Origin of the sequence: Xanthomonas bonasiae, assembly GCF_014836395.1 — a bacterium.
Taxonomy (GTDB): domain Bacteria; phylum Pseudomonadota; class Gammaproteobacteria; order Xanthomonadales; family Xanthomonadaceae; genus Xanthomonas_A; species Xanthomonas_A bonasiae.
The window spans coordinates 15,731-41,915 of record NZ_JACSQX010000005.1; the positions used below are offsets into that span (position 1 = coordinate 15,731).

Consider the following 26,185-nt stretch of genomic DNA (forward strand, 5'->3'; position numbering starts at 1 on the left):
TGCTCCCGCTCATCGCCCCGCGTGGTCGCCGCGCGTGCCCAGGCTGGCCGAGAGATGGTCGATCCACACGCGCAGTTTGGGCAGCACGTGGCGGTGCGAAGGCCACAGCATCCAGAACGTGCCGTCGACGACGTTGTAGTGCTCCAGCGCCGTCTGCAGCAGGCCCTGCTGCAGCGCGTCGTCCACTGCGAAATCGGGCAGGTAGGCGATGCCCATGCCGCCGATGGCCGCGCTCAGCGTGGCTTCGATGCTGCCCAATGTCATGGTGGTGGGCACGCGCAGTTCGGCCAGGTCGGCACCCGCCTCGCTCAGGCGCCACTCCTGCAGCTTGCCGCTCGAGGGGTACTTGAAGCGCAGGCAGCGATGGGCCGCCAGGTCCAGCGGGTGCGCGGGCATGCCGTGGTTGGCGAAGTACTGCGGCGAGCCGCACAGCCTGAAGCGGAACGGGCACAGGCCGCGCGCCGAAAGCCGCGAGTCCGCCAGCGTGCCGCTGCGGATCGCCATGTCGAAGCCTTCGTCGACGACGTCCACCAGCCGGTCGCTGAAATCGATGTCGAGCTCCACCTCCGGATACGCCTGGACGAAAGCCGGCAACACCGGCATCAGCAGCCGGTGCCCCGCGGCAGGCACGCTGATGCGCAGGCGTCCGCGCGGTGCGCTGGCGTTCTTGCCGAGCGCAGCCTGCGCATCTTCCAGGTCTTCCAGGATCCGGCGGCAGCGCTCGAAGAACTGCATGCCTTCCTCGGTGAGGGCGATGCTGCGCGTGCTGCGATGGAACAGGCGCACGCCGAGCTTGGCTTCGAGCCGCGCGATGCTCTTGCCGATGGCCGAGGGCGACAGCCCCAGCACTCTGGATGCGGCGACGTAGCTGCGGGTCTCGGCGGCACGGACGAACGCGGTCAGCCCGCTCACATGGTCCATTTTTTTGGCCTTTTCGGGGAACGGATTGACGACTATTTGTCGTTTCTGTCCGGAATCATGGCTTGTTCCAAGCCGATTGGAGCCATCCTATCTTTTGTCGATCCATTTTGTGGATGCGCTCGACAAAGGATCCGACATGCATTTCCCCGACCCCACGCACGCTGCCAACGCGAAAAAATGGGTGCTTCTCGGCGCGGTCCTGCTCGCTGCCCTGTCCATGCCGCTGAGCTTCACCGGCCCGGCGGTGGCGCTGCCCGCCATCGGGCAAAGCCTGGGGGGCAGTCCCGTCGCCCTGAACTGGGTGACCAATGCCTTCATGCTGGGCTTCGGCGGCTGCCTGATGGCGGCCGGCGCGCTCGCCGACCAGTTCGGCCGTCGCCGCTTGTTCGTTCTCGGCGTGGGCGGGTTCGCCGCCGCCTCGCTGGCCCTGGTCTTCGTGCCGGACATCGTCTGGCTCGATGCGCTGCGCGCCGTGCAGGGCGTGGCCGGCGCGGCGGCCTTTGCCGGCGGCGCGGCGGCACTGGCCCAGGAATTCGACGGCCATGCGCGGGCGCGGGCCTTCAGCCTGCTGGGCACCACCTTCGGCGTCGGCCTGGCGTTCGGGCCGGTGCTCTCCGGGTTGCTGATCGAGCGCCTGGGATGGCGTTCGGTCTTTTTGAGCGCCACCGTGCTCGGTGCGCTGGCGCTGTTCTGCGGCTGGCGCGGCATGCCCGAATCGCGCGACCCGGAGGCGCAAGGCTTGGACTGGCTCGGCGCCCTCGGTTTCACGGCGGCGTTGACGCTGTTCACCTATGCGCTGCTGCAGGTGCCGGAGCACGGCTGGGGCGACCGCAGGGTGGCCGGCCTGCTGGCTGCTGCGGCCGCGCTGCTGGCGGCCTTCGTGCTGATCGAGACCAGGGCGAAGCGGCCCATGCTGGACCTGTCCCTGTTCCGCTACCCGCGCTTCGTCGGCGTGCAGTTCCTGGCGGCGGCGCCGGCCTATTGCTACGTCGTGCTGCAGGTGCTGTTGCCGGCGCGCTTCATCGGCATCGAGGGGTACAGCGCGCTGGCGGCCGGACGCATGATGATCGCGCTGTCCGCACCGATGCTGATCGTGCCGATCCTGGCGGGCATGCTGACGCGCTGGCTGTCGGCCGGGCTGATCTCCGGCATCGGATTGCTGACCGCCGCCGGCGGCCTGGCGTGGCTGGCGCAGTGCACGCCGGGACAGCCTGCCGCGCATTGGCTGGCGCCGCTGCTGGTGATCGGCCTGGGTACCAGCCTGCCCTGGGGCCTGATGGATGGCTTGGCCGTGAGCGTGGTGCCCAAGGAGCGCGCCGGCATGGCCATGGGCATCTTCAGCACCACGCGCGTGGCCGGCGAAGGCGTGGCGCTGGCCGTGGTGGCGGCCATGCTCGCCGGCCTGGTGCAGTCACGCTTGCGCGACGTGGGCCCGGCGGATCTCGCGCACGCCCTGCCCGAGGCCGCGCAGCGCCTGGCGATGGGCGACCTGGCGCATGCGGGGAGCGTATTGCCCGGTATCGATCAGGCCTTGCTGGTGCACGGCTACGGCGACGCCTTTCGCATCCTGCTCTACATCCTCAGTGCAATCACGGTGCTGTCGAGCGGCATGGTCTTCGGTTTGCTGACGCATCGCCCGGCTCAGGAAGCAGCATCGGAGCCTGCTCTGCAGCCGTGGCCCGACACGGCGGTGGGCGGCGGTCCTGCGCCGTCGCCCGCGCGCAAGGCCATGGGCAAGCTGGCGCCGCGTCGCGGGCGCAAGGCGACGAGCACCATGAGCAACGACGTCTGAGCGGCAGACGGGCGATCGCCTTTATGTGCCCGTGAGCGAAGCGAATGGGGGAGAGCCGTCGTGTGGCGTGATGGCCTATGCTGGGCCCATGCCGTATTTCTGCTCCGTTGTGCTGCATCCGGTGCCGCATCAGCTGCGCCAGGCATTGCGCGCGCGCCGGGTCGCGCTCGTGCTGTTCGCCGCATGTGCGCTTGCCGGCCCGGGCAACGCGCTGAGCGCGGCGGCCACGCCGGCCGTATCGCCGGCGACCACGCCCGCGCAAGCCGGATTGGTGGACGTGCACGACGTCGTGCCGGACATCGCGATGGACATCCGCTACGCCGGCCACGACAACTTCACCGGCCGCCCGGTGCCCGGCTACGACGCGCCGAAGTGCTATCTGCTGGCCCCGGCCGCGCAGGCGCTGGCGCGCGTGCAGCGCGCGTTGCGCGCCGAGGGTTACGGCCTGCAGGTGTTCGACTGCTACCGGCCGCAGCGTTCGGTGCGCGCCTTCGTGGCCTGGGCGGGCGACCTCGGCGACCAGGTCGCCAAGGCGCGCTACTACCCGCACCTGGACAAGCGCGTGCTGCTCGGCGACTACATCGCCGAGAGCTCCGGCCACAGCCGCGGCGCGACGGTGGACCTAGGCCTGCTCGACTGCCGCAGCGGCCATTGCGCGCCGCTGGACATGGGCACCGGCTTCGACTTCTTCGACCCGTTGGCGCACACCGATGCGGCCGCGATCGATGCGGCGCAGCGCGCGAACCGCCAGCGCCTGCTGCGCGCGATGGCGGCGCAGGGCTTCGCCAACTACCCGCTGGAATGGTGGCACTACACCTTCCAGCCCGAACCCAGTCCCGGCACCGCCTACGACGTACCGGTACGCTAGCCGTTCGTCTCGCTTCCCAGGCCAACATCATGTCCGGCATGCAACAAAGCTTCATCGACCTGCAGTGCCCGTATTGCGGCGAATGGATCGACCTGGCGCTGGACCCGTCGGTCGAGGCGCAGCAATACGTGGAGGATTGCCAGGTGTGTTGCCGACCGATGCTGGTGACGGTGCGCTGGGACGAAGACGGCGCACCGGTGGTGAGCGCCACTGCCGAGAACGATGGCTGATGCGTGCCTGTCGGTCGATTGCCAGCGTGAGCGCGGCTCCCGGCGGCCTCGGGCAATAGTCACGCAGACGGCGCCGACATCGCCCTTTGCGACGATGCCCGTATGCGCGGTGAGGACCGCACACCGGCCGCCACACCACCTAGACTGGCGCCCTCCCCGACAACCAGGAAGCACCGCAATGAATCTCCCGCTGCACTTCGGCCTGCTGGGCTCGCTCGAAGCCGGGCTGATCGCGTTCGCGGTCGGGTTCCTCGTGTACGCGTTGTGGCACCGCCTGTGCCGCTGGCTGCAATGGTCCGAAGGCCATGCGCTGGGCTGGTCGTGCCTGATCGCGGTCGCGGTGTCGGCCGGGATCGATTGCTGGAACCTGTTCTACACCGGCATCGTGCGCCTGGAGTCGCCGTTGTATGCGCGGCTGGCGCTGGCCAGCATCCACGATCCGAACGAGTTGGGCTCGCGGGTGGTGCTGGAAGTCTCCGGTGCGCTTGCCGGTGTCGCCGCGGCCTGGGTCGCGTTCAGTTCGCGTTCAAGCGAAAAGTCCGGCGAGCGCGACCGCGAAATCGTGTGAAACACACGGTTTTTTTCTGGTTTACAAACACCTCGAACGAATGGCTTACCGCACGCTCACCGCTTGCTAACCAAGCCGGTAACGCGTGTTTTCCACGCTGTGGTTAACGAAGCGTTGCCTGCGTTTTTTCGCAAGGGAATGGATTCAGCCTGGCACCGGCACGGTGTGGCCATGCACCGGATTCAACCGGGCATGCCACAACCGAGAGAGCACAGGAGACCACCCATGAACATTCGCAACCGCACGCCGTTGATCGGGACCGCCGCCATTCTCGCCGCCGCACTGGCCCTGCCGGTCTTCGCCCAGGATGCGCAGAGCGATGCCGCCACCCAGGCGCAGTCGCCGACCAGCGCGACCGGGCAGCCCGCACAATCCGGCGCTTCGGGCGGCGGCCAGACCTGGGCCGATGTCGATACCGATAGCGACGGCGCTATCAGCAAGCAGGAAGCGCAGGTCAATGCAGGCCTCAGCCAGATCTTTGCGCAGGCCGATGCCGATCACAACGGCAAGTTGACCCCGGACGAATACAAGGCGTACGTCGCCAAACAGCAGCAGGGCGGCGCCGCCGCCGGCAGCAACGGTCAGTAACGCCGACGGCGGCAAGGCGCCGCGGCCGGTACGCGCAGAGACGAGGGTGCGTGCCGACCGCGGCGCGGACACGGCGTAACGGCCCAATCGAACGTGACAGATGCATAGGAGGAAGGGCGGCTCGTGCCGCCCTTCCGCTTTTGCGCTGCTACCGAAGAATCTGCACGGCCGGGTATCGGTGCGGCCATCAGCAGCGCCGCAAGGAGTAGGGTGTCCATTCGCCGTTGGATGGGGCTGCCCATGAGTTCTTCACGCTATTCGCTGCGCCTGTGCCTGGCGTCGTCGTTGGCGGCTGTTGCCGCAGCCGGCACGGCCGCGCCGCAGCAGGATCCTGCCGCACCGGTCCTGCCCATCCCTGTGCCGACACCCGCGCCCACCCCGGCGCCGGCCGCACTGCCGCCGTTGCCTGCGCCGCCGGCGTCGACCCTGCCGGTGCCGGCAGCGCCGGCCAGCGACGTCGGTGCCGCCGCAGGCGCCCGCAGTTTCGCCGCCCTGGACCTGGATCGCGATGGCCGCATCGGCCGTCCCGAGGCCGCCGCCGACCCTGTCCTGCGCGAAACCTTCGATACGTTCGACGCCGATGCCGACGGGGCGCTGTCGCGCGAGGAGTACGCGCACTACCAGCCCGGCCCCGGCGATCCTGCGGCGCAATAGGCGGCGCTGCTATGCTTGCGCGATGCCTACTCCTACCGCTCTGCGCTCCTCCGCCATCGCCCTGGTCGGCTTCGACGGCGACGACACGCTGTGGAAAAGCGAGGACTACTACCGCGACGCCGAAGCCGCGTTCGAAGCCATTCTCGGCCACTACCTGGATCTGCGCGACGTCGCCACCCAGCAGCATCTGCTGACGGTGGAGCGGCGCAACCTGAAGGTGTTCGGCTACGGCGCCAAGGGCATGACCCTGTCGATGATCGAGGCGGCGATCGAGCTGACCGAGGCACGCATTTCCGCGCGCGATCTGCAGCGCATCGTCGAGATCGGTCGCGCGACGCTGCAGCATCCGGTGGAGGTGATCGCCGGCGTGCGCGAGGCGGTGGCGGCGATCGCCGCCGATTTCGAGGTGGTGCTGATCACCAAGGGCGATCTGTTCCACCAGGAAGCGAAGATCGCGCAATCCGGACTCGGCGCGCTGTTCCCGCGCATCGAGATCGTGTCGGAAAAGGACCCCAAGACCTACGCCAAGGTGCTGGCCGAATTCGGCGTCGGTGCCGAGCGCTTCGCGATGATCGGCAACTCGCTGCGCTCGGACGTGGAACCGGTGATCGCGCTCGGCGGCTGGGGCATCCATACGCCCTATGCCACCACCTGGGCGCACGAGGCCGAGCATGGCGTGGCCGCCGACGAACCGCGTCTGCGCGAGGTGGCCACGGCGGCCGAGTGGCCGCAGGCGGTGGCCGACCTGAACCGGCATGCGGCGGCGCAAGGTGGCTTGCCGCCGGCGTGAGGGCGCTCGCGGCGCCTGTCCCCCGAGGCCTCGATCTCCGCGCCGCCAGTGCGTGCAGCGAGTACGAAAGCAGGCGCTGGTAGCGGCAGCACGTGAGCGCGCGCCTCGCGTTGGCCGGTGCGCCGCGGGAGCGGCCCGAGCGGAGTGGCCGCATACCATCGGTGCCGGTGCTTCCTTATCGGAAGCGCGCTTGTGCGGGGCGGTAGCCGAGCCTATCTGCCATGCCAGGCGGATGCGGCGCCTCGCGGGCCTTGCTTGACGACCGTACCGACCGCGCCACCCTGACAGCGATGCCGGCATCCGGCAGAATCGACGCATGCCGTCCCGCCTGCGCTCCGTCTGTCTGATCCTGCCGCTGGCGCTATGCATGGCGAGCGCCGCAGTGGCCCAGGAGGCGGCGCCGCCGAGCGCTGCAGTGGCGGATGCGGCCGCGCCCGGCAGCGGCGATGCCTGGGTCGACCGCCAACTGCTGGACATCGACCGCTATGCCGCGCGCTATCCGGACAGTTTCCTGGATGAGGTAGCGCGCTACGCGCAGTTGCCGCGCGGCTATGCCGAGGCGCTGCTGCGCGAGCGCCGCTGGCTGCCGCGCGACATCTACTTCGCCGGCTTCCTGGCCAAGGCGGCGGGGCTGCCGTACCGCGAGGTGGTGCGTGCGCGGGCCAGCGCCGGCCCGGACGCCAGCTGGGCGGACGTGGCGAGCGCGTTGCAGGTCGAACCGGGTTCGCTGACCTACCGCGCGCTGCGCCATGCCATCGTCGCCAGCTACGACCATTGGGACCGGCCGATCCAGCTGGATGCGCTGTTGCGCCGGCAGCTCGGCGACCGCGCGCAGCGTGACCAAGCGGCGGCGCAGTAGGCGCCGCCGACGCCGTACGGGAAGCGGTCGGCGGCGCGCGGCCGATGCGGAGGCCCCGCTCGAATGCCCGCAATACCAAGCCAATCCAGCGAAACCCCTGTGGGAGCGACTTCAGTCGCGACGCGTCGATCTCGTCCTTCGCTTGCCAAGCCTGAGTCGGTTGTCCCTGGAAACCGCCAAGCGCCGCTTGCTGGCGCGTCGCGACTGAAGTCGCTCCCACAAGAGGCTTGCGGCCAACTTGCAAGCCCTCACCGCCTGGTACCTGGCGGCAAGCGTGCCGATCCTGCTGCCGACCGCCTCCGGCTCGATTCCAGGTCAAGCCACCCAAGCCAGGACCTTTCGCTTCCATTGCACGCGTCATGGCGGCGATCCACGCGGACGACTGGCCGCGCCGCCGCCGCGGCGCGAGAATAGGCATTCTGCCGGACCTGGTGCCCGGCGCTACCGCCGCTCCGGACCGTCCGATGACCACTGCTTTCGTTTCGCCCGATGCCATCCGCAGCCTGTTCGCGCAGGCCATGTCCGACATGTACCGCACCGAGGTGCCGCTGTACGGCGCGCTGATGGAGCTGGTGGCGCAGGTCAACGCGGCGACCCTGGCCGCCGATCCGGCGCTGGACGCGCAGTTGCAGCGCAACGACGAGCGCGCGCGGCTGGACCAGGAACGGCATGGCGCGATCCGCGTCGGCAGCGCCGAGGAACTGGCCACGCTGCGGCGGTTGTTCGCGGTGATGGGCATGCATCCGGTCGGCTATTACGACCTGTCGGTGGCCGGGGTGCCGGTGCATTCCACCGCGTTCCGCCCGCTCGACGCGGCGGCGCTGGCGCGCAATCCGTTCCGCGTGTTCACCTCGCTGCTGCGGCTGGAACTGATCGAAGATCCGGCGCTGCGCGCGCAGGCCGCGCAGATCCTCGCGCAGCGTCGCATCTTCACCGATGGCGCGCTGCAGCTGATCGAACGCTGCGAGCGCGACGGCGGGCTGGGCGAGGCCGACGCGCAGCGCTTCGTCGCCGAGGCGCTGGAGACCTTCCGCTGGCACAGCGACGCCACCGTGACGCTGCCGACCTATCGCGCGTTGAGCGATGCGCACAAGCTGATCGCCGACGTGGTCAGTTTCCACGGCCCGCACATCAACCACCTGACCCCGCGCACGCTGGACATCGACGCCGCGCAGGCGGACATGCTGCGCCGGGGCATCGACGCCAAGGCGGTGATCGAAGGCCCGCCGCGGCGGCGCTGCCCGATCCTGCTGCGCCAGACCAGCTTCAAGGCGCTGGAGGAAACGGTGCGCTTCCCGGCCGGCGACGGCGCCGCCGAGGCCGGCACCCACACCGCGCGCTTCGGCGAGATCGAGCAGCGTGGTTTGGCCCTGACCCCGAAGGGCCGCGCGCTGTACGACGCCTTGCTGGAGCGCGCGCGCGCCGCCGACGGCAGCGCCGGCGGCGACTACGCCACGCGCCTGCAGGCCGCGTTCGCCGAGTTCCCCGACGACTACGCCACGCTGCGCCGCGAAGGCCTGGGCTATTTCCGCTATGCGCTGACCGAGGCCGGCCGCGCCGCCGGTGCCGCGGGCCTGGCCGGCCGGCCCGCCGAGTCGCTGATCGCCGACGGCCTGGCCAGCGCCGATCCGATCGTCTACGAGGACTTCCTGCCGGTCAGCGCCGCCGGCATCTTCCAGTCCAACCTGGGTGGCGGCGAACAGCGCGCCTATGCCGCGCACGCCAACCGTGCCGCATTCGAACAGGCGCTGGGCGCGGCGGTGCACGACGAATTCGCGATCTACGCCGGCATCGAGCGCGCCTCGCTGGAAGCGCTGCAGGGCTGAGCGGCCGAAAGCCCCTCTCCCCACGGGAGAGGGGTTGGGGTGAGGGTCTGGCGCGAAGCGTCTCGCGGTGTTTGGGCGCATGAGGCTGCGCCCGTACCCTCATCCGCCCCTTCGGGGCACCTTCTCCCGGTGGGAGAAGGAACAGCCGCTAGCCCCTCTCCCCTCGGGAGAGGGGGTGGGGTGAGGGTCCGGCGCGCAGCGTCTCGCGGAGTTGGGGTGCGCGAGGCTCCGCCCGTCCCCTCATCCGCCCCTGCGGGGCACCTTCTCCCGATGGGAGAAGGGAACTGCCATGGCACCAGGCGCCGCGCGGGAAGGGCGACCTCGGCTAGTGCAATGCAGCCGCTTGCGGTGCGGTGCGCGCCAGGCGCCGCTCGCGCTTGCGTGCCCGCCGCGCGCGCCAACGCTCGCGCAGGCACGAGAAGATCACATACAGCGCCGGGGTGCTGAGCAGGGTCAGGCTCTGCGAGATCAGCAGGCCGCCGATCATCGCGATGCCCAGCGGACGGCGCAGCTCCGAGCCTTCGCCCAGGCCCACCGCCAGCGGCACCGCCGCCAGGATCGCCACCATCGTGGTCATCATGATCGGGCGGAAGCGCACCACGCAGGCCTCGCGCACCGCCTCCAGCGGCGATTTGCCGTGCTGGCGCTCGGCGACCAGCGCGAAGTCGATCATCATGATCGCGTTCTTCTTGACGATGCCGATCAGCAACACCAGCGCGATCATCGAGATCACCGACAGCTCGGTGTTGGTGACCCACAGCGCCAGCAGCGCGCCCATGCCCGCGGCCGGCAGCGTGGACAGGATCGTCACCGGGTGCACCAGGCTCTCGTACAGCATGCCCAGCACGATGTAGACCACCACGATCGCCGCCAGCACCAGGATCAGCATCGAGTTCGGCTGCAGCGCCACGCCGAAGCCGCCGCCGTCGGCGATGCGGATGTCGCCGGGCATGCGCAGGCCGGCAACGGTGGCGGCGATGATCGCGTCGCCTTCGCCGGTGCTCACCCCGGGCGCCAGGTTGTAGCTCAGATCCATCGTCGTGTACTGGTTCTGATGGGTGATCTGCGGCGGCGCCAGGCCCGGCACCTGGTGCGCCACCGCGGTGAGCGGCACCATCGCGCCGCTGCGCGTGGGCACGTAGATCCGGTCCAGCGCCGCCGGCGTGGCGGTCTGCTCGGGCAGCGCGTTGACCACCACGCTGTACTGGTTGAGATCCGAATAGATCGTGGAGATCTGGCGCTGGCCGAACGCGCCGTACAGCGCGCCGTCGATCGCGCCGATCGACACGCCCAGGCGCGCGGCCTGGGCGCGGTCGATGACGATGTTCTGGCGCAGGCCGGCGGTGTCCACGTCGGTGCCGACGTCGCGCAGCTTCGGATTCTGTTTCAGCGCCGCCTGCAGCTTGGGCAGCCATTCCTGCAACTGGGCGTTGTCGTTGCCCTGCAGCGAGACGCGGTATTGCGCGCCCTGGCTGGTGCCGCCGCCGCCGTCGCTGGGCAGGTCCTGGATCGCGCGCAGGCGCAGCTGCAGGTCCGGGTAGCGGTCGGCCTTGGCGCTTAGCCGCGACAGCACCTGCGCGGTGGTCTCGGTGCGGCCCTCGTCGTGGCGCTTGAGCTCGATGTTGAAGCTGGCGCTGGAACCCTGGCGGCTGCTGCCCAGGCGCGCGCCGACGATCTTCACCGCCGGATCGGACATCAGCATGTCGGTGATGCGGCGCTGGCGCTTGACCATGTCGGCGAAGGACACGGTGGCGCTGGAGCTGGCGCGGCCCCAGATCAGGCCGGTGTCCTGGGCCGGGAACGAGCCCTTCTTCACCGCGCCGGCCAGGAACACGGTGGCGGCGATCAGCAGCAGCGGGGTCAGCGCCAGCAGCAGCGCATGGCGCAGCGAGAAATCCAGCGCCACGGTGTACACGCGCAGCATGCCGGCGTGTACGCGCTCCAGCCAGGCGCCGAAGCGGCTCGGCCGTTCCGGTTCGGCATGCGCGGACAGGAAGCGGCTGCACAGCGCCGGGGTCAGGGTCAGCGAGACCACCGCCGAGACGCAGATCGCCGCGACCAGGGTCACGGTGAACTCGCGGAAGAACGTGCCGATCATGCCGCTGGCGAACAGGATCGGGATGAACACCGCCACCAGCGAGGCGGTGATCGAGACGATGGTGAAGCCGATCTCGCGCGCGCCGGCCAGCGCCGCGTCCAGCCGCGACATGCCTTCGTCGAGGTGGCGCATGATGTTCTCGATCACCACGATCGCATCGTCCACGACGAAGCCGATCGCGATCACCAGCGCCAGCAGGCTCAGGTTGTTCAGGGTGAAGCCCATGACGTACATCGCCAGCGCCGCGCCGGCCAGCGACAGCGGCACCGTGGCCGCGGCGATCAGCGTCGGCGCCAGCCGGCGCAGGAACAGCGCCATGGTCAGCACCACCATCGCCAGGCTGATCAGCAGCGTGGCCTGGACCTCGTTCAACGAGGCGCGGATGGTCGGCGTGCGGTCGAAGTAGGCGGACATCTTGGTGCCCGGCTGCAGGTAGCCGCGCAGCATCGGGATCTGCGCCTTGACCCGGTCCACCGTCTCCACGATGTTGGCGCCGGCGCGGGTGAACACGTACATCACCACCGCCGGCTTGCCGCCGAACCAGGCCGCCTGGTAGGCGTCCTGCTGGCCGTCGTAGACGTTGGCGATGTCGCGCAGGCGTACGGTGCGGCCGTCCTGCTGCGAGATCACCAGCTGGGCGAAGTCGGCGGCCTTGGCCACCGAATCGTTGGCCACGATCGCGGTGGTGGAGCTGCCGTCGCTGAGGAAGCCGGTGGGCGAGGTCACGTTGGCCGCGCGCACCGCATTGCGCAGGTCGTCCGGGGTCAACCCCATCGCGTTGAGCGCGCGCAGGTTCACGTCCACCCGCACCGCCGGGGTCGAGGCGCCGCCGATGTCGACCGAGGCCACGCCGCTGATCTGGCGCAGGCGCTGCGCCAGCAGCGAGTCGGCGACGTTGTACAGCTCGTCGGCCGATTGGGTGTCGGAGGTCAGCGCGATGGCGATGACCGGATCGTCGTTGGGATTGGCCTTCTGGTAGCGCGGCGTGGACAGGCCCGAGGGCAGGTCCGCCTGCGCGGAATTGATCGCGGTCTGCACGTCCTGCGCCGCCGAATCGATGTTGCGGTCGCTCTGGAACATCATGAACACCTGGCTGTTCCCCTCCGAACTAGAGGAACGCATGGTGTCGATGCCGGGGATCTGGCCCAGGTGCCGTTCCAGCGGCGCGGTGACCGTGGACGCCATCGTCGAGGCATCGGCGCCGGCCTGGCTGGCCTGCACGAAGATCACCGGAATCGAGATGTTCGGCAGCGCCGCCACGCCCAGGCGCAGGTAGCACATCATGCCGATCACGAACAGGCCGATGGCCAGCAGCGTGGTGCCGATCGGGCGGCGGATGAAGGGGCCGGAGATGTTCATGGAGCCGGGATTGGGGATTGGGGATTGGGGATTCGGAAAGCGGCGCGCTTGCACGCTCCTTGCTCGCGCAAGTCGTCAGGCGTTCGTGGGGACCGCAAGCCGCAGACGCCGTGCGATTCCCGATTCCCGATTCCCCATTCCCGGCAACTCATACCGTCCGCCCCGCCGCCGCCACTGCCGCGTCGCGCCGCGCCGCGCGGCGTTCGCGGTAGGCGCGCATCCGCTCGGAGGCGCGTTCCATGTACAGGTAGATCACCGGCGTGGTGTACAGGGTGACCAGCTGCGACAGCAGCAGGCCGCCGACGATGGCGATGCCCAGCGGGCGCCGCAGCTCCGAGCCGATGCCGTCGCCCAGCGCCAGCGGCAGCGCGCCGAGCATCGCCGCGGCGGTGGTCATCATGATCGGGCGGAAGCGCAGCAGGCAGGCGCGGCGGATCGCATCGTGCGCATTGGCGCCCTCGCGGCGCGCGTCGATCGCGAAGTCGATCATCATGATCGCGTTCTTCTTGACGATGCCGATCAGCAGCACGATGCCGACGATGCCGTCCACCGACAGGCTCAGCCCGCACAGCATCAGCGCCAGCAGCGCGCCGACGCCGGCCGGCGGCAGCGTGGAGATGATCGTCAGCGGATGGATGTAGCTCTCGTAGAGTACGCCGAGCACGATGTAGATCAGCACCACCGAGGCCAGCAGCAGCCACACGATGTCGGTCTGGCTGCCGGTGTATTCGGCGGCCTTGCCGATGAATTCGGCATGCAGCTGCGGCGGCAGCTGCAGTTGCTCGTTGGTCTCCTCGATCGCCGCCACCGCCTGCGACAGCGAGTAGCCCGGCGCCAGGTTGAACGAGACGGTGATCGCCGGCAGCTGCTGCTGGTGGCTGACCACCAGCGGCGTGGTCGCGATCCTGGCCTCGGCCACCGCGGCCAGCGGCACGGTGCCGCCGCTGCCGACCGAGATGCCGGTGTTCTGGTTGCCGATGCCGGTGGCGGTGGACGAGTTGCTGGAGGTGGTCTGGCCGAAGTTGGTGGCGTTGCTGGCGGTCAGCGCGCCGCTGCCGTTGCTGGACACCGCCAGCTGGTGCAGCAGCGCGGTGCTGTTGCGGAACTGCGGCGCCACTTCCAGCACCACGCGATACTGGTTGAGCTGGGTGAAGATGGTGGAGATCTGGCGCTGGCCGAAGGCGTCGTACAGGGTGTCGTCGATGGTCTGCATCGGCACGCCCAGCGCGCTGGCCTTGTCGCGGTCGACGGTCAGCTCCAGCGCGCGGCCCTGGTTGGCCAGGTTGTTGTCCACGTCGGCCAGTTCCGGGCGCTTGCGCAGCGCCTCGGTCAGGCGCGCGGCCTGCGTCGCCAGTTCGGCGCTGTCCACGTCCGACAGCGAGTACTGGTATTCGGTGGCCGCCACGCGCGTGTCCAGGGTCACGTCCTGCACCGGCTTCAGATACAGCGCCACGCCGGGCAGGCCGGCCACCGCCTTCTGCAGCCGCGGCAGCACCTCCTCCAGGCTGTCGCGGTCGCCGCGGGTCTTCAGCACGATGCTCAGCTGGCCCTGGTTGAGGGTGGGATTCATCGAGCCGGCGCCGATGAACGCGGCCACGCCGGTCACCGCCGGATCCCGGCGCAGCGCCTCGGCCACCGCCTGGGTGCGCTGCTGCATCTGCGGGAACGCCACGTTCTGGTCGGCCTGGACCACGCCGGTGATCAGCCCGGTGTCCTGCTCGGGTAGCAGGCCCTTGGGGATCACCACGTACAGCACCACGGTCAGCACCATCGTCGCCAGCGCGATCGCCAGGGTCAGCGGCTGGTGCCCGAGCACCCAGTCCAGCGAGCGCTCGTACAGCGCCACGGTGCGCGTCCACACGGTGGTCTTGCCGGCCGCGGCCGCCCGTTCGTGCGCGTCCTCGCCTTCGGGCAGCGCGTCGGGCTTGAGCAGATAGGCGCACATCATCGGGGTCAGCGTCAGCGACACCAGCATCGAGATCGTCACCGCGATCGACAGCACCCAGGCGAACTCGTGGAACAGGCGCCCGGTGACGCCCGGCATCAGCAGCAGCGGCAGGAACACCGCCACCAGCGACACGGTCAGCGACAGCACGGTGAAACCGATCTGCTTGGCGCCGATCTCCGCCGCCTCCGGTCCGCTCTTGCCCTGTTCGATGTAGCGCACGATGTTCTCGATCATCACGATCGCATCGTCGACCACGAAGCCGGTGGCCACCACCAGCGCCATCAGCGACAGGTTGTCCAGCGACATGCCGGCGAAGGCCATCACCGCGAAGGTGCCGGCCAGCGACAGCGGCACCGCCACCGACGGGATGATCGTGGCCCACAGGCGGCGCAGGAACACGAAGATCACCGCGACCACCAGGCCGATGGTCAGGATCAGGGTGAACTTGACCTCGTGCACCGAGGCGCGGATGGTCTCGGTGCGGTCGGAGAACACGTCCAGGTGCACGCCGCTGGGCAGCACCGCCTGCAGTTGCGGCAGGATCGTGCGGATCTGTTCCACCGTCTGCACGATGTTGGCGCCGGGCTGGCGACGGATCTCCAGCAGCACCGCCGGCTTGCCGTCGGCCCAGGCCGCGAGCTGGTCGTTCTCCACCCCGTCCACCACCTGCGCCACGTCCGACAGCCGTACCGGCGCGCCGTTCTTGTAGCTGATGACGGTGTCGCGGTAGTCGGCGGCGCTGGACAACTGATCGTTGGTGCCGATGCTGTAGGACTGGGTCTTGCCGTTGAGCGAGCCTTTCGGCGCGTTGACGTTGGTCTCGGTCAGCGCGCTGCGCAGCGCCTCCATGGTCAGGCCCATGTTCGACAGCTGCGCCGGATTGACCTGGATGCGCACGGCCGGGCGCACGTTGCCGGCGATCGACACCAGGCCCACGCCGGGCACCTGCGACAGGCGCTGCGCCAGGATCGAGTCGGCGTAGTTGTTGACGTCGCGCAGCGGCAGCGTCTCGGAGCTGAGCTTGAGGGTGATGATCGCCGCGTCGGCCGGGTTCACCCGGTTGTAGACCGGCTGGTAGGGCAGCGACGAGGGCAGGGTGGACTGGCGGATCGCCGCCTGCACGTCCTGCGCGGCGATGTCGATGTCGCGATCCATCGCGAACTGCAGGATGATCGTGGACAAGCCCGCCGACGAATCGGAGGTCATCATCTGCAGCCCGGAGATCTGCCCCAGCTGCCGCTCCAGCGGCGTGGTCACCAGCGAGGCCATGGTGCTGGCGTTGGCGCCGGGGTACTGGGTGGTCACCACCAGGCTCGGCGAGTCGATCTCCGGCAGCGCCGACACCGGCAGCTGCCGGTAGCCGAGGATGCCGAGCAACAGCACGCCTGCCATCAGCAAGGTGGTGGCGATCGGGCGGCGGATGAAGATCGTCGAAAAGCCCACAGGAATATCCTTGCTGGTGAGGTCCCGGACCCGGACGGACCGGGGCCGGGGAAAGCCGTTGCGTCAGTCGTCGAGTGACATCTGGTCGAACAGGTTGGTCAGATCGCTGTTCGGGGCGACCGTGACGAAGTTGCCCTGGAACGCGTATCCGTGCGGCCCCCATTGCCCGTAGACGTCGGTGGTCGAGGCGATGACGGTGCGGCTCAACGCGTTGGCGATCCGCTCGGCGGGCGTCAGCAGGTCGCTGCCGAAGTTCAGGCTGCCGGCGCTGCACACGATCAGCACCACCTCGAACGCGACGTCCATCGGAAAGTCGGTGTGCTGCAGCAGCGCCTGCAGGAACGCGCTGCCGTCGCCCAGTTCGTTGTCGTGGGCGACGATCCACAGCTGGTTGCCGTTCTGCAGCGCGTCGAGCGGCGGACCGGCGACGAAGCCCTGCTGGTTGATCAGAAACGTCTGCAGACTCTGCGCAAGCGGGTCTTGGGAGGCGATGACGACATTGGTCATGATGGGATTCCTCTTGAGGGTGACGGGCGAGGAGCGAGTGCTCTGCCCGTCATCCAGACGCGCCGCCACCGCGGGTGTGAACCGCATGCCGCGCGTGCCGATGCCGGCCTGCTCAGCGCGGTCCGCCGCCGCGACGGCCGCCGCCGCCGTCCTTGCGCTGCTGCTTGCTCTCGGCCGCCTTCAGCTCGGCCTCGCTCGGCTGCGGCGGCGCCTCGCCCGGCTTCAGCGGGGCGACCTTGCTGCCCGGCTTGAGCCGGAACTGGCCTTCGGTCACCACCCGTTCGCCGGCCTTCAGGCCCTGCGCCAGCTGCACCTGGCTGTCGCCGACTTCCGCGCCCTGCTTGACCGTCTGCATCTTGACCGTGTTGTCGCCCTGCACCACGTACACGTAGTCGCCGTCGGGGCCGCGCTGCACCGCCTGGGTCGGCACCACCACGCCGCTGTCCAGCGTGCGCAGGGTCAGCCGCACGTTGACGAACTGGCCCGGCCACAGCGCGTTGCCGGGGTTGGGGAACACCGCGCGCACCTTGAAGGTGCCGGTGTCGCTGCTGATCTGGTTGTCGACCACGTCGACCTTGCCGTCGCCGGCGATCACGTGCGCATCGGTGCGGTCCAGCGCCGCCACCGTCAGCGGGCCGGCCGCCTGCGCCTCGCGCAGCCCCTGCAGCTCGCGCTCGGCCAGGTTGAAGACCACGTAGATCGGATGGATCTGGGTGATGGTGACGATGCTGCTGCTGGTGCTGACGATGTTGCCCACGTCCACGCCGCGCAGGCCGGTGATGCCGTCGATCGGGGCGAGGATACGGGTGTACTGCAGTTGCACCTGCGCCGCGCGCATCGACGCGTCGTTGGCGGCCACCGCGGCCTCGTACTGCGCCACCTGGTTGCGCTGCGTGTCCAGGTCGGTCTTGGCCACGTACTGGCGGTAGGCCGGCGAATCGGAGCGCTGGAAGGTGGAGCGGGCGGTGGCCAGCAACGCCTGGTTCTGGCGCTTGCTCGCCGCCGCCTCGTCGTAGCTGGCCTGCAGCGAGCGCGGGTCGATCTGCGCCAGCACGTCGCCCTTCTTCACTTCCTGGCCTTCACGGAAGTTCAGGCTCATCAGCTGCCCGCCGACCTGCGGATTGACCGTGACCGTGGCCAGCGCGGTCACCGTGCCGGTGGAGGTGGCGTAGATCGGCACCGCCTGGCTGCTGGCGGCGACCACCGTCACCGGGATCGGCGTGCTGTCGTCGCCATCGCCGCCCGCCTCCGCGCCGCCGCGGCCATGGCCGTGACCGCTGCGCAGGAAGTGCGCGCCCACCAGCACCACGACCACCGCTGCGACGATCAGCAGCGCAATCTTCCAGAAACGCGACATCCGGGGGGAACTCCTGTGGCGAGGCGGGGTAGGGGACCCTCCCGCAATGGCTGGTGCGACAAGCGGTGAAGCATATCGCCGGCGCGTTGCGATTGGACCATGACTTAAGGGAGGGGGGAGGTGCGCCTGCGGCAATGGGCGCTGATAGCGGCAACGCACCGGCGGTGGATCGGTTGACACGGATTCCTAAGGGTTTTTTCGCCGTGGCGACGCGCCGGCCGGTGCCGGCGCGCCGCGAATGCAATACATTGACTGAACGCCATGCAAAGAACCGATCGGAGATTGCCCATGCCGCGCCTGTCCCGCCTGCTGTCCGCCCTGCTGCTCGCCGTCCCCGCGCTGGCCTGCGCCCAGTCCGCCGAACGCCCGGAAGTGGCGGCCGCCGCGGCCAAGCTGCAGGCCAAGGTGGTCGACTGGCGGCGCGATTTCCACCAGCACCCGGAGCTGTCCAACCGCGAGGAGCGCACCGCGGCCAAGGTCGCCGAGCGGCTGCGCGCGCTGGGCCTGAAGCCGCAGATCGGGATCGCCCACCACGGCGTGGTGGCGATCATCAAGGGCGCGCTGCCGGGGCCGAAGATCGCCCTGCGCGCGGACATGGACGCGCTGCCGGTGACCGAGCAGACCGGCCTGGCGTTCGCGTCCAAGGCCACCGGCGAGTACCGCGGCGAAACCGTCGGGGTCATGCACGCCTGCGGCCACGACGCCCACACCAGCATCCTGCTGGGCGTGGCCGAAGCGCTGGTGGCGATGCGCGCGCAGCTGCCGGGCGAGGTGATGCTGGTGTTCCAGCCTTCCGAGGAGGGCGCGCCGGGCAACGAGGAGGGCGGCGCCTCGCTGATGCTGAAGGAAGGCCTGTTCCGCGACTTCAAGCCCGACGCGATGTTCGGCCTGCACGTGTTCTCCAGCGTGCAGGCGGGCAAGATCGCCGTGCGCGGCGGCCCGCTGATGGCCGCCTCGGACCGCTTCAGCATCAAGGTGATCGGCCGCCAGACCCACGGCTCGGCGCCGTGGAACGGGATCGACCCGATCGTGGCCAGCGCCGACCTGATCGGTGCGGCGCAGACCGTGGTCAGCCGCCGCGCCAACATTTCCAGGCAGCCGGCGGTGCTCAGCTTCGGCGCGATCAAGGGCGGCATCCGCTACAACATCATTCCCGACGACGTGGAGATGGTCGGCACCATCCGCACCTTCGACGAAGGCATGCGCCAGCAGATCTTCGCCGACCTGAAGACCGTCGCCGAGCACACCGCCGCCGCGCACGGCGCCAAGGCCGAGGCGCACGTGCCCGACCAGGACGGCAACCCGGCCACGGTCAACGACCCGGCGCTGACCGCGAAGATGCTGCCCAGCCTGCAGGCGGTGGTCGGTGCCGACAACGTCTACGAGCCGCCGCTGCAGATGGGCGCGGAGGACTTCTCGTTCTACGCGCAGCAGGTGCCGTCGATGTTCTTCTTCGTCGGCGCCACCGGCCCCGGCATCGACCCGGCGACCGCGCCGAGCAACCACTCGCCGCAGTTCCTGCTCGACGAATCGGCGCTGGACGTGGGCCTGCGCGCGCTGCTGCAGGTCTCGCTGGACTATCTGGGGATGAAGCGGTGATTGGGGAGTCGGGATTGGGGATTCGTAGAAGCGGTTGCCCGGGGCGGAGATAGCGCCGCACACCCTGGCACTTTCTGGATCCGGATGGATTGGCCAAGCCGCAGCTCGCGCGGTGCGCTTTTACCAATCCCGACTCCCGACTCCCCAATCCCGGCCTCCCATACACCTTCCAGCCAGACCGCCAACGCTAGACTGGCCGGCATGAACACCCCCCAGGATTCCAGTCTCGGCCGCGAGGTCGCGTATCCCTCGCAGTACGACCCCGCGCTGCTGTTCCCGATCCCCCGCGCCGGGGGCCGCGCCGAGATCGGCCTGGACGCCGCGCCGCTGCCGTTCTTCGGCCTCGACCGCTGGCATGCCTACGAACTGGGCTGGCTGGACGCGCAGGGCAAGCCCTGCGTGGCCACCGCCACCTTGCAGGTGCCGTGCACCTCGCCGCAGCTGATCGAATCCAAGTCGCTCAAGCTCTATCTCAACTCGCTCAACGCGATGCGCTTCAACAGCGCCGAAGCGGTGCGCGCCTGCATCGTCACCGACCTGTCGGCGCGCGCCGGCGCCGACGTGACCATGGAGTTCGGCCTGCCGCCGGTGGATCCGCTGGGCGACGGCGAGTCGCTGGATGTGCTGGACATCGCCATCGACTGCTATGGCCCGCCACGTCCGCAGTTCCTGCTCGCCGCGGCCGAGGACATCGTCGAGGAGACGCTGAGTAGCGAACTGCTCAAGTCCAACTGCCCGGTCACCGGCCAGCCGGACTGGGCCACACTGTGCGTGCGCTATCGCGGCGGCCGCATCGACCGCGAAGGCCTGTTGCGCTACCTGATCAGCTTCCGCGAGCATGCCGGCTTCCACGAACAGTGCGTCGAGCAGATCTTCCACGACCTGCTGACGCGTTGCCGCCCGCAGTCGCTGCAGGTCGAGGCGCGCTACACGCGCCGCGGCGGCCTGGACATCAATCCCTGGCGCGCCACGCCCGACGTGGCCGAGCCGATCGCCTTCCACCGCGACCCGCGCCAGTAGCGCGGGGGCTGAATCGGGCCAACGCCGTTCACGGCTGCGCGATCCGCTTTTAACAAATCCTGTGCAACCGTGGTGGCATCCCATCCACGCACGGAGCCACATGCGATGAACAGCGACAAGCGCGCCGATTTTTCGGCAGTCACCGCCAAGGTGGACACCACCGCCGACGTCACGCCGAAGGCGGATTTCTCCGCAGTGCAGGCGCAGGTGGACACCACCGCCGAACAGGTGCAGCAGGTCTACGTGGTCAAGTCGGGCGATTCGTTGTCCAAGATCGCCAAGCTGCACTACGGCGACGGCAACGCCTGGACCCGCATCTTCGAAGCCAACCGCGACGTGCTCGACGATCCGGACAAGATCTATCCCGGGCAGACCTTGAAGCTGCCTGCCCGCGCCTGACGCGCCGAACCACGCGCGCGATCCGTCATTCCATCCAAGGAGCACCACCTCATGAAGATCCATTCGAAGACATTCACCTCTCCGCTGCTGCTGGCGCTGGTCGGCACGCTGGCCCTGGCCGGTTGCAAGAAGCAGGAGCAGAGCCAGACCGCCACGCCGGATCCGACCTCGTCGGCTCCGACCGAGGCGATGCCGGGTCCGGCAGAGACGGCGCCCGCCGCGGCCAACGCCGGCGCGGTCACGGTCGCGTCGGTGACCGTGGGCAACACCGCCGGCGCCGACAAGACGGTGGCGCCGCTGACCACGCTGAGCAGCAAGGACACCATCATCGTCTCGGTGAAGACCGAGGGGTCCTCCACCAACACCGCGATCGGCGCCAAGCTGCTGTTCCAGGATGGCCAGACCGCCGGCGAGCAGAGCGCGACGCTGACCACGGCCGGTGCGGAAACCACCAATGTCTCGTTCACCAACGCCAAGGGTTGGCCGGCGGGCAAGTACAAGGCCGAGGTCACCGTGAACGGCCAGCCGGCCGGGACGGCGCAGGAATTCGAAGTCAAGTGATGCGCATCGCGTCCCGCTAGGGACACCGCAGTCACGGATCGCGCCAGCCGACTCTCTCCCGGCCGGCGCGGCACGCTGGGCGCAGTCGCGAGACTGCGCCCTTTTTTATGGGCGAACGTGCGTGCCGGGACACGCAAGGCGCCTATCGCCGATGCCTGCATCGCGCGTGGCGCCGCGCACGCCGCACCGCATGCCCCGCTGCGACCATGCGCCGGCGCATGGCGTGCCCGCGTCGCTGCGCCACCGATGGCATCGGCATGCGCTGCAGCGTGTTCCATACGCATGCGCAGGGAAGGCGCGTCGCCTTGTGCCGCAAGCGATGGCGGAATTTGTCCTGCGAGCCAACGCAAGCCATCGCCGCTGCGCCATGCCGCACGCAGTGCAAGCGCATGCGCCGTTACGGTGCCGGCGATCTCCACCGTTCCATGCAAGCGCTTTCTCCGGCCCGCAGAAAACGCGACAATCGGCGGCCGTCATGCCATCGCCGTCGCAGGGTTTCCCTGCGTCGCAAGCGCTGCACTCCGCACGCCGTCCGCGCCGTGCCACCCGCAGTCTTGTTCGCGGCAACGTGTCCTTCCCGAATCGCAAGAGAGCCTACGTCACTCATGTCGAATACGCCCAAGATCCTGTACACGCTCACCGACGAAGCCCCGTACCTGGCGACGCAGTCGCTGTTGCCGATCGTCGCCGCCTTCGCCGGCACCGCCGGCATCGCCGTGGAAACCCGCGACATCTCGCTGGCCGGCCGCTTGATCTCGCAGTTCCCCGAATACCTGCGCGAGGATCAGCGTATCGCCGACGACCTGGCCGAGCTGGGCCAGCTGGCGACCACGCCGGAAGCCAACATCATCAAGCTGCCCAACATCAGCGCCTCGGTGCCGCAGCTCAAGGCCGCGATCAAGGAACTGCAGCAGCAGGGCTACGCGCTGCCGGACTATCTGGACGAGCCGCAGGACGACAAGCAGAAAGAGGCCAAGGCGCGCTACGACCGGGTCAAGGGCAGCGCGGTCAATCCGGTGCTGCGCGAAGGCAATTCCGATCGCCGCGCGCCGCTGTCGGTGAAGAACTATGCGCGCAAGCACCCGCACCGCATGGGCGCGTGGAGCGCCGACTCCAAGTCGCATGTGGCGCACATGGACGCCGGCGATTTCTACGGCAGCGAGCGCTCGGTGCTGATCGAGCAGGCCGGCAACGTCAAAATCGAACTGGTCGGCAAGGACGGCGCGGTGACCGTGCTGAAGGAAAAGACCGCCGTGCAGGCCGGCGAGATCATCGACGCGGCAGTGATGAGCAAGCGCGCGCTGGCCAGCTTCGTGCAGGCGCAGATCGCCGATGCCAAGCAGCAGGGCGTGCTGTTCTCGCTGCACCTGAAGGCGACGATGATGAAGGTCTCCGACCCGATCATGTTCGGCGTGGTGGTCGGCGCGTTCTACCAGGACGTGCTGGACAAGCACGCCGAGGCGCTGAAGCAGGTCGGCTTCGATCCGAACAACGGCATCGGCGACCTGTATGCGCGCATCGCCACCCTGCCGGACGCGCAGCGCGCGCAGATCGAAGCCGATCTGCAGGCGGTGTACGCGCAGCGCCCGGCGCTGGCGATGGTCAATTCCGACAAGGGCATCACCAACCTGCACGTGCCCAGCGACGTGATCGTCGATGCGTCGATGCCGGCGATGATCCGCGACTCCGGCAAGATGTGGAACGCCGAGGGCAAGCTGCAGGACACCAAGGCGCTGATCCCGGACCGCTGCTACGCCGGCGTGTACCAGGCGGTGATCGAGGACTGCAAGCGGCATGGCGCGTTCGATCCGGCGACGATGGGCAGCGTGCCCAATGTCGGCCTGATGGCGCAGAAGGCCGAGGAGTACGGTTCGCACGACAAGACCTTCCAGATCGCCGCCGACGGCGTGGTGCGGGTCAGCGATGCCGGCGGCAAGCTGCTGCTCGAGCATGCGGTCGAAGCCGGCGACATCTGGCGCATGTGCCAGGTCAAGGACGCGCCGATCCAGGACTGGGTCAAGCTGGCGGTCAGCCGCGCACGGCTGAGCGAGACCCCGGCCGTGTTCTGGCTGGATCCGCAGCGCGCGCACGATGCGCTGATGATCCAGAAGGTGGAGCGCTACCTGCAGGACCACGACACCAAGGGCCTGGACATCCGCATCCTGTCGCCGGTGGAGGCGACCGCCTTCTCGCTGCAGCGCATCCGCAAGGGCGAGGACACCATCTCGGTCACCGGCAACGTGCTGCGCGACTACCTCACCGACCTGTTCCCGATCATGGAGCTGGGCACCAGCGCCAAGATGCTGTCGATCGTGCCGCTGATGGCCGGCGGCGGCCTGTTCGAGACCGGTGCCGGCGGTTCGGCGCCCAAGCACGTGCAGCAGTTCGTCGAAGAGAACTACCTGCGCTGGGATTCGCTGGGCGAGTTCCTGGCCCTGGCCGCGTCGCTGGAGCATCTGGGCCAGCGCGAAGGCAGCGCGAGCATCGGCGTGCTGGCGCGGACCCTGGACCAGGCCAACGGCCAGTTCCTGGACAACGACAAGTCGCCCTCGCGCAAGGTCGGCGAACTCGACAACCGCGGCAGCCATTTCTACCTGGCCCTGTACTGGGCGCAGGCGCTGGCCGCGCAGGAGGAGGACGCGGCGCTGAAGGCGCGCTTCGCACCGCTGGCCAAGCAGTTGGCCGAGCACGAGGCGGCCATCGTCGCCGAACTCAACGGCGTGCAGGGCAAGCCGGTCGACATCCAGGGCTACTACCGCCCGAACCTGGCCCTGGTCAGCGAAGCGATGCGGCCGAGCGCGACGTTCAACGCCGCGCTGGCGACGCTGACGGCGTAGTAGTCAGCTAGCGAGACCGTCAACCGAACCCGGCCGGCGCGCATGCGTCGGCCGGGTTTTTTTGTGCGCGTGCCGCCCGACTGCGCCATCGCCTCAGCGCAATGGCGACAGCGCAGCCATCGTGCGGTGCAGCAGCGCGCGCGATGGTTCTCGTCTGTCGCACGCGCGTGCGCCGCCGTGCACGCGGGTAGACTGCGGCCATGACCGACACGCCCGCGCCGCCGATGCCCGCCGAACCCCGCGCCGACCCCGTGGCGCGCAGCATCCGCGACGCCTTCGAGGACTACCACGCGCGCTTCGCGCAGATCAGCCGCCGTGCCCGCCGCCGCTTCGAGAGCCGCGACTGGAACGCCGCGCGCAACGACGCGGTCGAGCGCATCGCGCTGTACGACCAGTGCATCGACGAGTGCATGCTGCGCCTGCGCACGCTGTTGCTCGGCCAGACCCACGACCGCACGCTGTGGGCGCAGGTGCGCGACAGCTTCGCCGCGCAACTGCACGGGCTGATCGACCAGGAGCTGTACAAGACCTTCTACAACACCCTGACCCGGCGCTTCTTCCGTACCCAGGGCGTGGATGCGCGGATCGAGTTCGTGGCGTTGGACATCGAACCCACCGACGCGATCACCCATCCGGTGGCGCGGCACAACTACGTGGTCTCCGAGACGCGGCCGGTGGATGCGTTCGTGCGCGTGCTCGGCGACTACCCGTTCGACGTGCCGTACGCGCACCGCACGCGCTGCGCCGCGGCCATCGCGGTGCGCCTGCAGGACGACCTGGCGCACTGGGGCGAGCAACCGGTGCGCGGCATCGAACTGCTGGAGACGGTGTTCTACCGCGAGCGCCGCGCCTACCTGGTCGGCCGCGTGTTCGGCGAACACCGCTTCTCGCCGTGCGTGATCGCACTGGTCAACGACGCCGACGGCCTTCGTGCCGAGGCGGTGCTGACCAGGCGCAACGACGTGGCGCAGCTGTTCGGCATCTCGCGCAGCTATTTCCAGGCCGACCTGGCCACCGTCGGCGACGCGGTGGTGTTCCTGCGCAGCCTGCTGCCGCACAAACCGATCGACGAGCTGTACACCATGCTCGGCCGCGCCAAGCAGGGCAAAACCGAGCGCTTCCGTACCTTCTTCCGTCACTTCCAGGCCCAGCCCAACGAGCAGTTGGTGCACGCCGACGGCACGCCGGGCATGGTCATGGCGGTGTTCACCCTGCCCAGCTACCCGCTGGTGTTCAAGCTGATCCGCGACCGCTTCGCCTACCCGAAGACGATGAGCCGCGAGCAGGTCGAGGACAAGTACGCGCTGGTGTTCAACCTGGACCGGGTCGGCCGCCTGCTCGACGCGCAGCCCTACCGTTCGCTGCGCTTCCCGCGCGCGCGCTTCGCGCCGGCGCTGCTCGCCGAGCTGCTGCAAGGTTGCGCGCGCAGCCTGCGCGAGGATGGCGACGATCTGATCTTCGAGCTGTGCTACGTGCAGCGGCGGCTGCGCCCGCTGAACCTGTACCTGCGCGAGCAGACCGCCGAGGCGGCGCGCGAGGCGGCGCTGGACTACGCGCAGGCGATCAAGGACATGGCGCGCAACAACATCTTCCCCGGCGACATGCTGCTGAAGAATTTCGGCGTGTCGCGGCAAGGGCGCGCCGTGTTCTACGACTACGACGAACTGTGCCTGGTCACCGATTGCACCTTCCGCGACTGGCCGCAGCCGCGCAACGACGAGGAAGCCATGTCCGCCGAACCCTGGTTCCACGTCGCCGCGCGCGACGTGTTCCCGGAGCGCTTCGCGCTGTTCATGGGGTTGCCCGCCGCGTCGCTGGAGGCGGTCAAGCGCGCGCACGGCGAACTGTTCGACCCGCAATGGTGGCGCGAGCTGCAGGCGCGGCTGCGCGAGGACGACTATCCGGACGCGCCGCCGTATCCGGAATCGCTGCGCCTGGCCTGACCTGCCGGCCTGACTTGT

20 protein-coding genes are annotated in these 26,185 nt (G+C 69.2%); 15 read left to right on the forward strand and 5 right to left on the reverse strand.

The features are described from left to right. Nucleotides 1–9 precede the first annotated feature (9 nt). Complete coding sequence (locus tag H9658_RS09025) at nucleotides 10–921, reverse strand: LysR substrate-binding domain-containing protein (RefSeq protein WP_179567806.1); 912 nt, start codon at nucleotides 919–921, stop codon at nucleotides 10–12. Nucleotides 922–946: 25 nt separating this feature from the next. Between H9658_RS09025 and H9658_RS09030 the strand changes: the two genes are divergently transcribed. The 9 genes from H9658_RS09030 (at nucleotide 947) to hglS (ending at nucleotide 9,096) form a co-directional block, all read left to right on the forward strand. Further along, entirely contained in the window at nucleotides 947–2,713 is a 1,767-nt protein-coding gene (locus H9658_RS09030; protein ID WP_225209857.1) for an MFS transporter, read from the forward strand. An 88-nt stretch (nucleotides 2,714–2,801) separates the two neighbouring features. Next, nucleotides 2,802–3,581: a M15 family metallopeptidase gene (locus tag H9658_RS09035; RefSeq protein ID WP_225209858.1), complete on the forward strand. Its 780-nt coding sequence runs from the start codon at nucleotides 2,802–2,804 to the stop codon at nucleotides 3,579–3,581. Between the two features lie 29 nt (nucleotides 3,582–3,610). After that, entirely contained in the window at nucleotides 3,611–3,811 is a 201-nt protein-coding gene (locus H9658_RS09040; RefSeq protein ID WP_191825107.1) for a CPXCG motif-containing cysteine-rich protein, read from the forward strand. A gap of 178 nt (nucleotides 3,812–3,989) precedes the next feature. Continuing rightward, nucleotides 3,990–4,379 (forward strand): hypothetical protein, encoded by a 390-nt coding sequence (locus H9658_RS09045; protein WP_179567800.1) that lies wholly within the window; start codon nucleotides 3,990–3,992, stop codon nucleotides 4,377–4,379. Between the two features lie 225 nt (nucleotides 4,380–4,604). Continuing rightward, the gene (locus tag H9658_RS09050; RefSeq protein ID WP_191825108.1) at nucleotides 4,605–4,967 is read left to right on the forward strand and encodes an EF-hand domain-containing protein; all 363 of its coding nucleotides are present in this window, start codon (nucleotides 4,605–4,607) and stop codon (nucleotides 4,965–4,967) included. 285 nt (nucleotides 4,968–5,252) lie between these two features. Next, nucleotides 5,253–5,621 (forward strand): EF-hand domain-containing protein, encoded by a 369-nt coding sequence (locus H9658_RS09055; protein ID WP_406848117.1) that lies wholly within the window; start codon nucleotides 5,253–5,255, stop codon nucleotides 5,619–5,621. A 22-nt stretch (nucleotides 5,622–5,643) separates the two neighbouring features. Further along, a complete protein-coding gene (locus tag H9658_RS09060; protein ID WP_191825110.1) occupies nucleotides 5,644–6,411 on the forward strand; it encodes an HAD family hydrolase in 768 nt (255 codons plus the stop codon). Between the two features lie 316 nt (nucleotides 6,412–6,727). Further along, nucleotides 6,728–7,270, forward strand: coding sequence for a hypothetical protein (locus H9658_RS09065; protein WP_191825111.1), 543 nt, complete (start codon nucleotides 6,728–6,730; stop codon nucleotides 7,268–7,270). A gap of 464 nt (nucleotides 7,271–7,734) precedes the next feature. Further along, nucleotides 7,735–9,096: a 2-oxoadipate dioxygenase/decarboxylase HglS gene (hglS, locus tag H9658_RS09070; protein ID WP_179567790.1), complete on the forward strand. Its 1,362-nt coding sequence runs from the start codon at nucleotides 7,735–7,737 to the stop codon at nucleotides 9,094–9,096. A gap of 325 nt (nucleotides 9,097–9,421) precedes the next feature. Here the strand turns inward: hglS and H9658_RS09075 are convergent, their stop codons facing one another. The 4 genes from H9658_RS09075 to H9658_RS09090 all read right to left on the reverse strand — a co-directional run bounded on the left by H9658_RS09075 (nucleotide 9,422) and on the right by H9658_RS09090 (nucleotide 17,808). Then, entirely contained in the window at nucleotides 9,422–12,553 is a 3,132-nt protein-coding gene (locus H9658_RS09075) for an efflux RND transporter permease subunit (protein WP_191825112.1), read from the reverse strand. A gap of 148 nt (nucleotides 12,554–12,701) precedes the next feature. Continuing rightward, nucleotides 12,702–15,944 (reverse strand): efflux RND transporter permease subunit, encoded by a 3,243-nt coding sequence (locus H9658_RS09080; RefSeq protein WP_191825113.1) that lies wholly within the window; start codon nucleotides 15,942–15,944, stop codon nucleotides 12,702–12,704. 63 nt (nucleotides 15,945–16,007) lie between these two features. After that, nucleotides 16,008–16,451 (reverse strand): hypothetical protein, encoded by a 444-nt coding sequence (locus H9658_RS09085; RefSeq protein ID WP_179567784.1) that lies wholly within the window; start codon nucleotides 16,449–16,451, stop codon nucleotides 16,008–16,010. 112 nt (nucleotides 16,452–16,563) lie between these two features. Further along, a complete protein-coding gene (locus H9658_RS09090; protein WP_179567782.1) occupies nucleotides 16,564–17,808 on the reverse strand; it encodes an efflux RND transporter periplasmic adaptor subunit in 1,245 nt (414 codons plus the stop codon). A gap of 288 nt (nucleotides 17,809–18,096) precedes the next feature. On the opposite strand from H9658_RS09090, the gene H9658_RS09095 reads away from it, so the two are divergent. From H9658_RS09095 to aceK, 6 genes are all read left to right on the forward strand, one after another. Next, nucleotides 18,097–19,407 carry a M20 family metallopeptidase gene (locus tag H9658_RS09095; RefSeq protein WP_191825114.1) on the forward strand — a complete coding sequence of 437 codons (1,311 nt, stop codon included), beginning with the start codon at nucleotides 18,097–18,099 and terminating at the stop codon, nucleotides 19,405–19,407. A 201-nt stretch (nucleotides 19,408–19,608) separates the two neighbouring features. Then, nucleotides 19,609–20,427: an NADPH-dependent 7-cyano-7-deazaguanine reductase QueF gene (gene queF, locus H9658_RS09100; protein ID WP_191825115.1), complete on the forward strand. Its 819-nt coding sequence runs from the start codon at nucleotides 19,609–19,611 to the stop codon at nucleotides 20,425–20,427. Nucleotides 20,428–20,532: 105 nt separating this feature from the next. After that, on the forward strand, nucleotides 20,533–20,826 hold the full coding sequence (locus H9658_RS09105) for a LysM peptidoglycan-binding domain-containing protein (RefSeq protein ID WP_179567776.1): 294 nt from the start codon (nucleotides 20,533–20,535) through the stop codon (nucleotides 20,824–20,826). Between the two features lie 51 nt (nucleotides 20,827–20,877). Beyond that, complete coding sequence (locus H9658_RS09110; RefSeq protein WP_058361222.1) at nucleotides 20,878–21,387, forward strand: hypothetical protein; 510 nt, start codon at nucleotides 20,878–20,880, stop codon at nucleotides 21,385–21,387. 605 nt (nucleotides 21,388–21,992) lie between these two features. Next, entirely contained in the window at nucleotides 21,993–24,224 is a 2,232-nt protein-coding gene (locus H9658_RS09115) for an NADP-dependent isocitrate dehydrogenase (RefSeq protein ID WP_191825116.1), read from the forward strand. A gap of 200 nt (nucleotides 24,225–24,424) precedes the next feature. Next, nucleotides 24,425–26,167, forward strand: coding sequence for a bifunctional isocitrate dehydrogenase kinase/phosphatase (gene aceK / locus H9658_RS09120; RefSeq protein WP_191825117.1), 1,743 nt, complete (start codon nucleotides 24,425–24,427; stop codon nucleotides 26,165–26,167). Nucleotides 26,168–26,185: the final 18 nt, after the last annotated feature.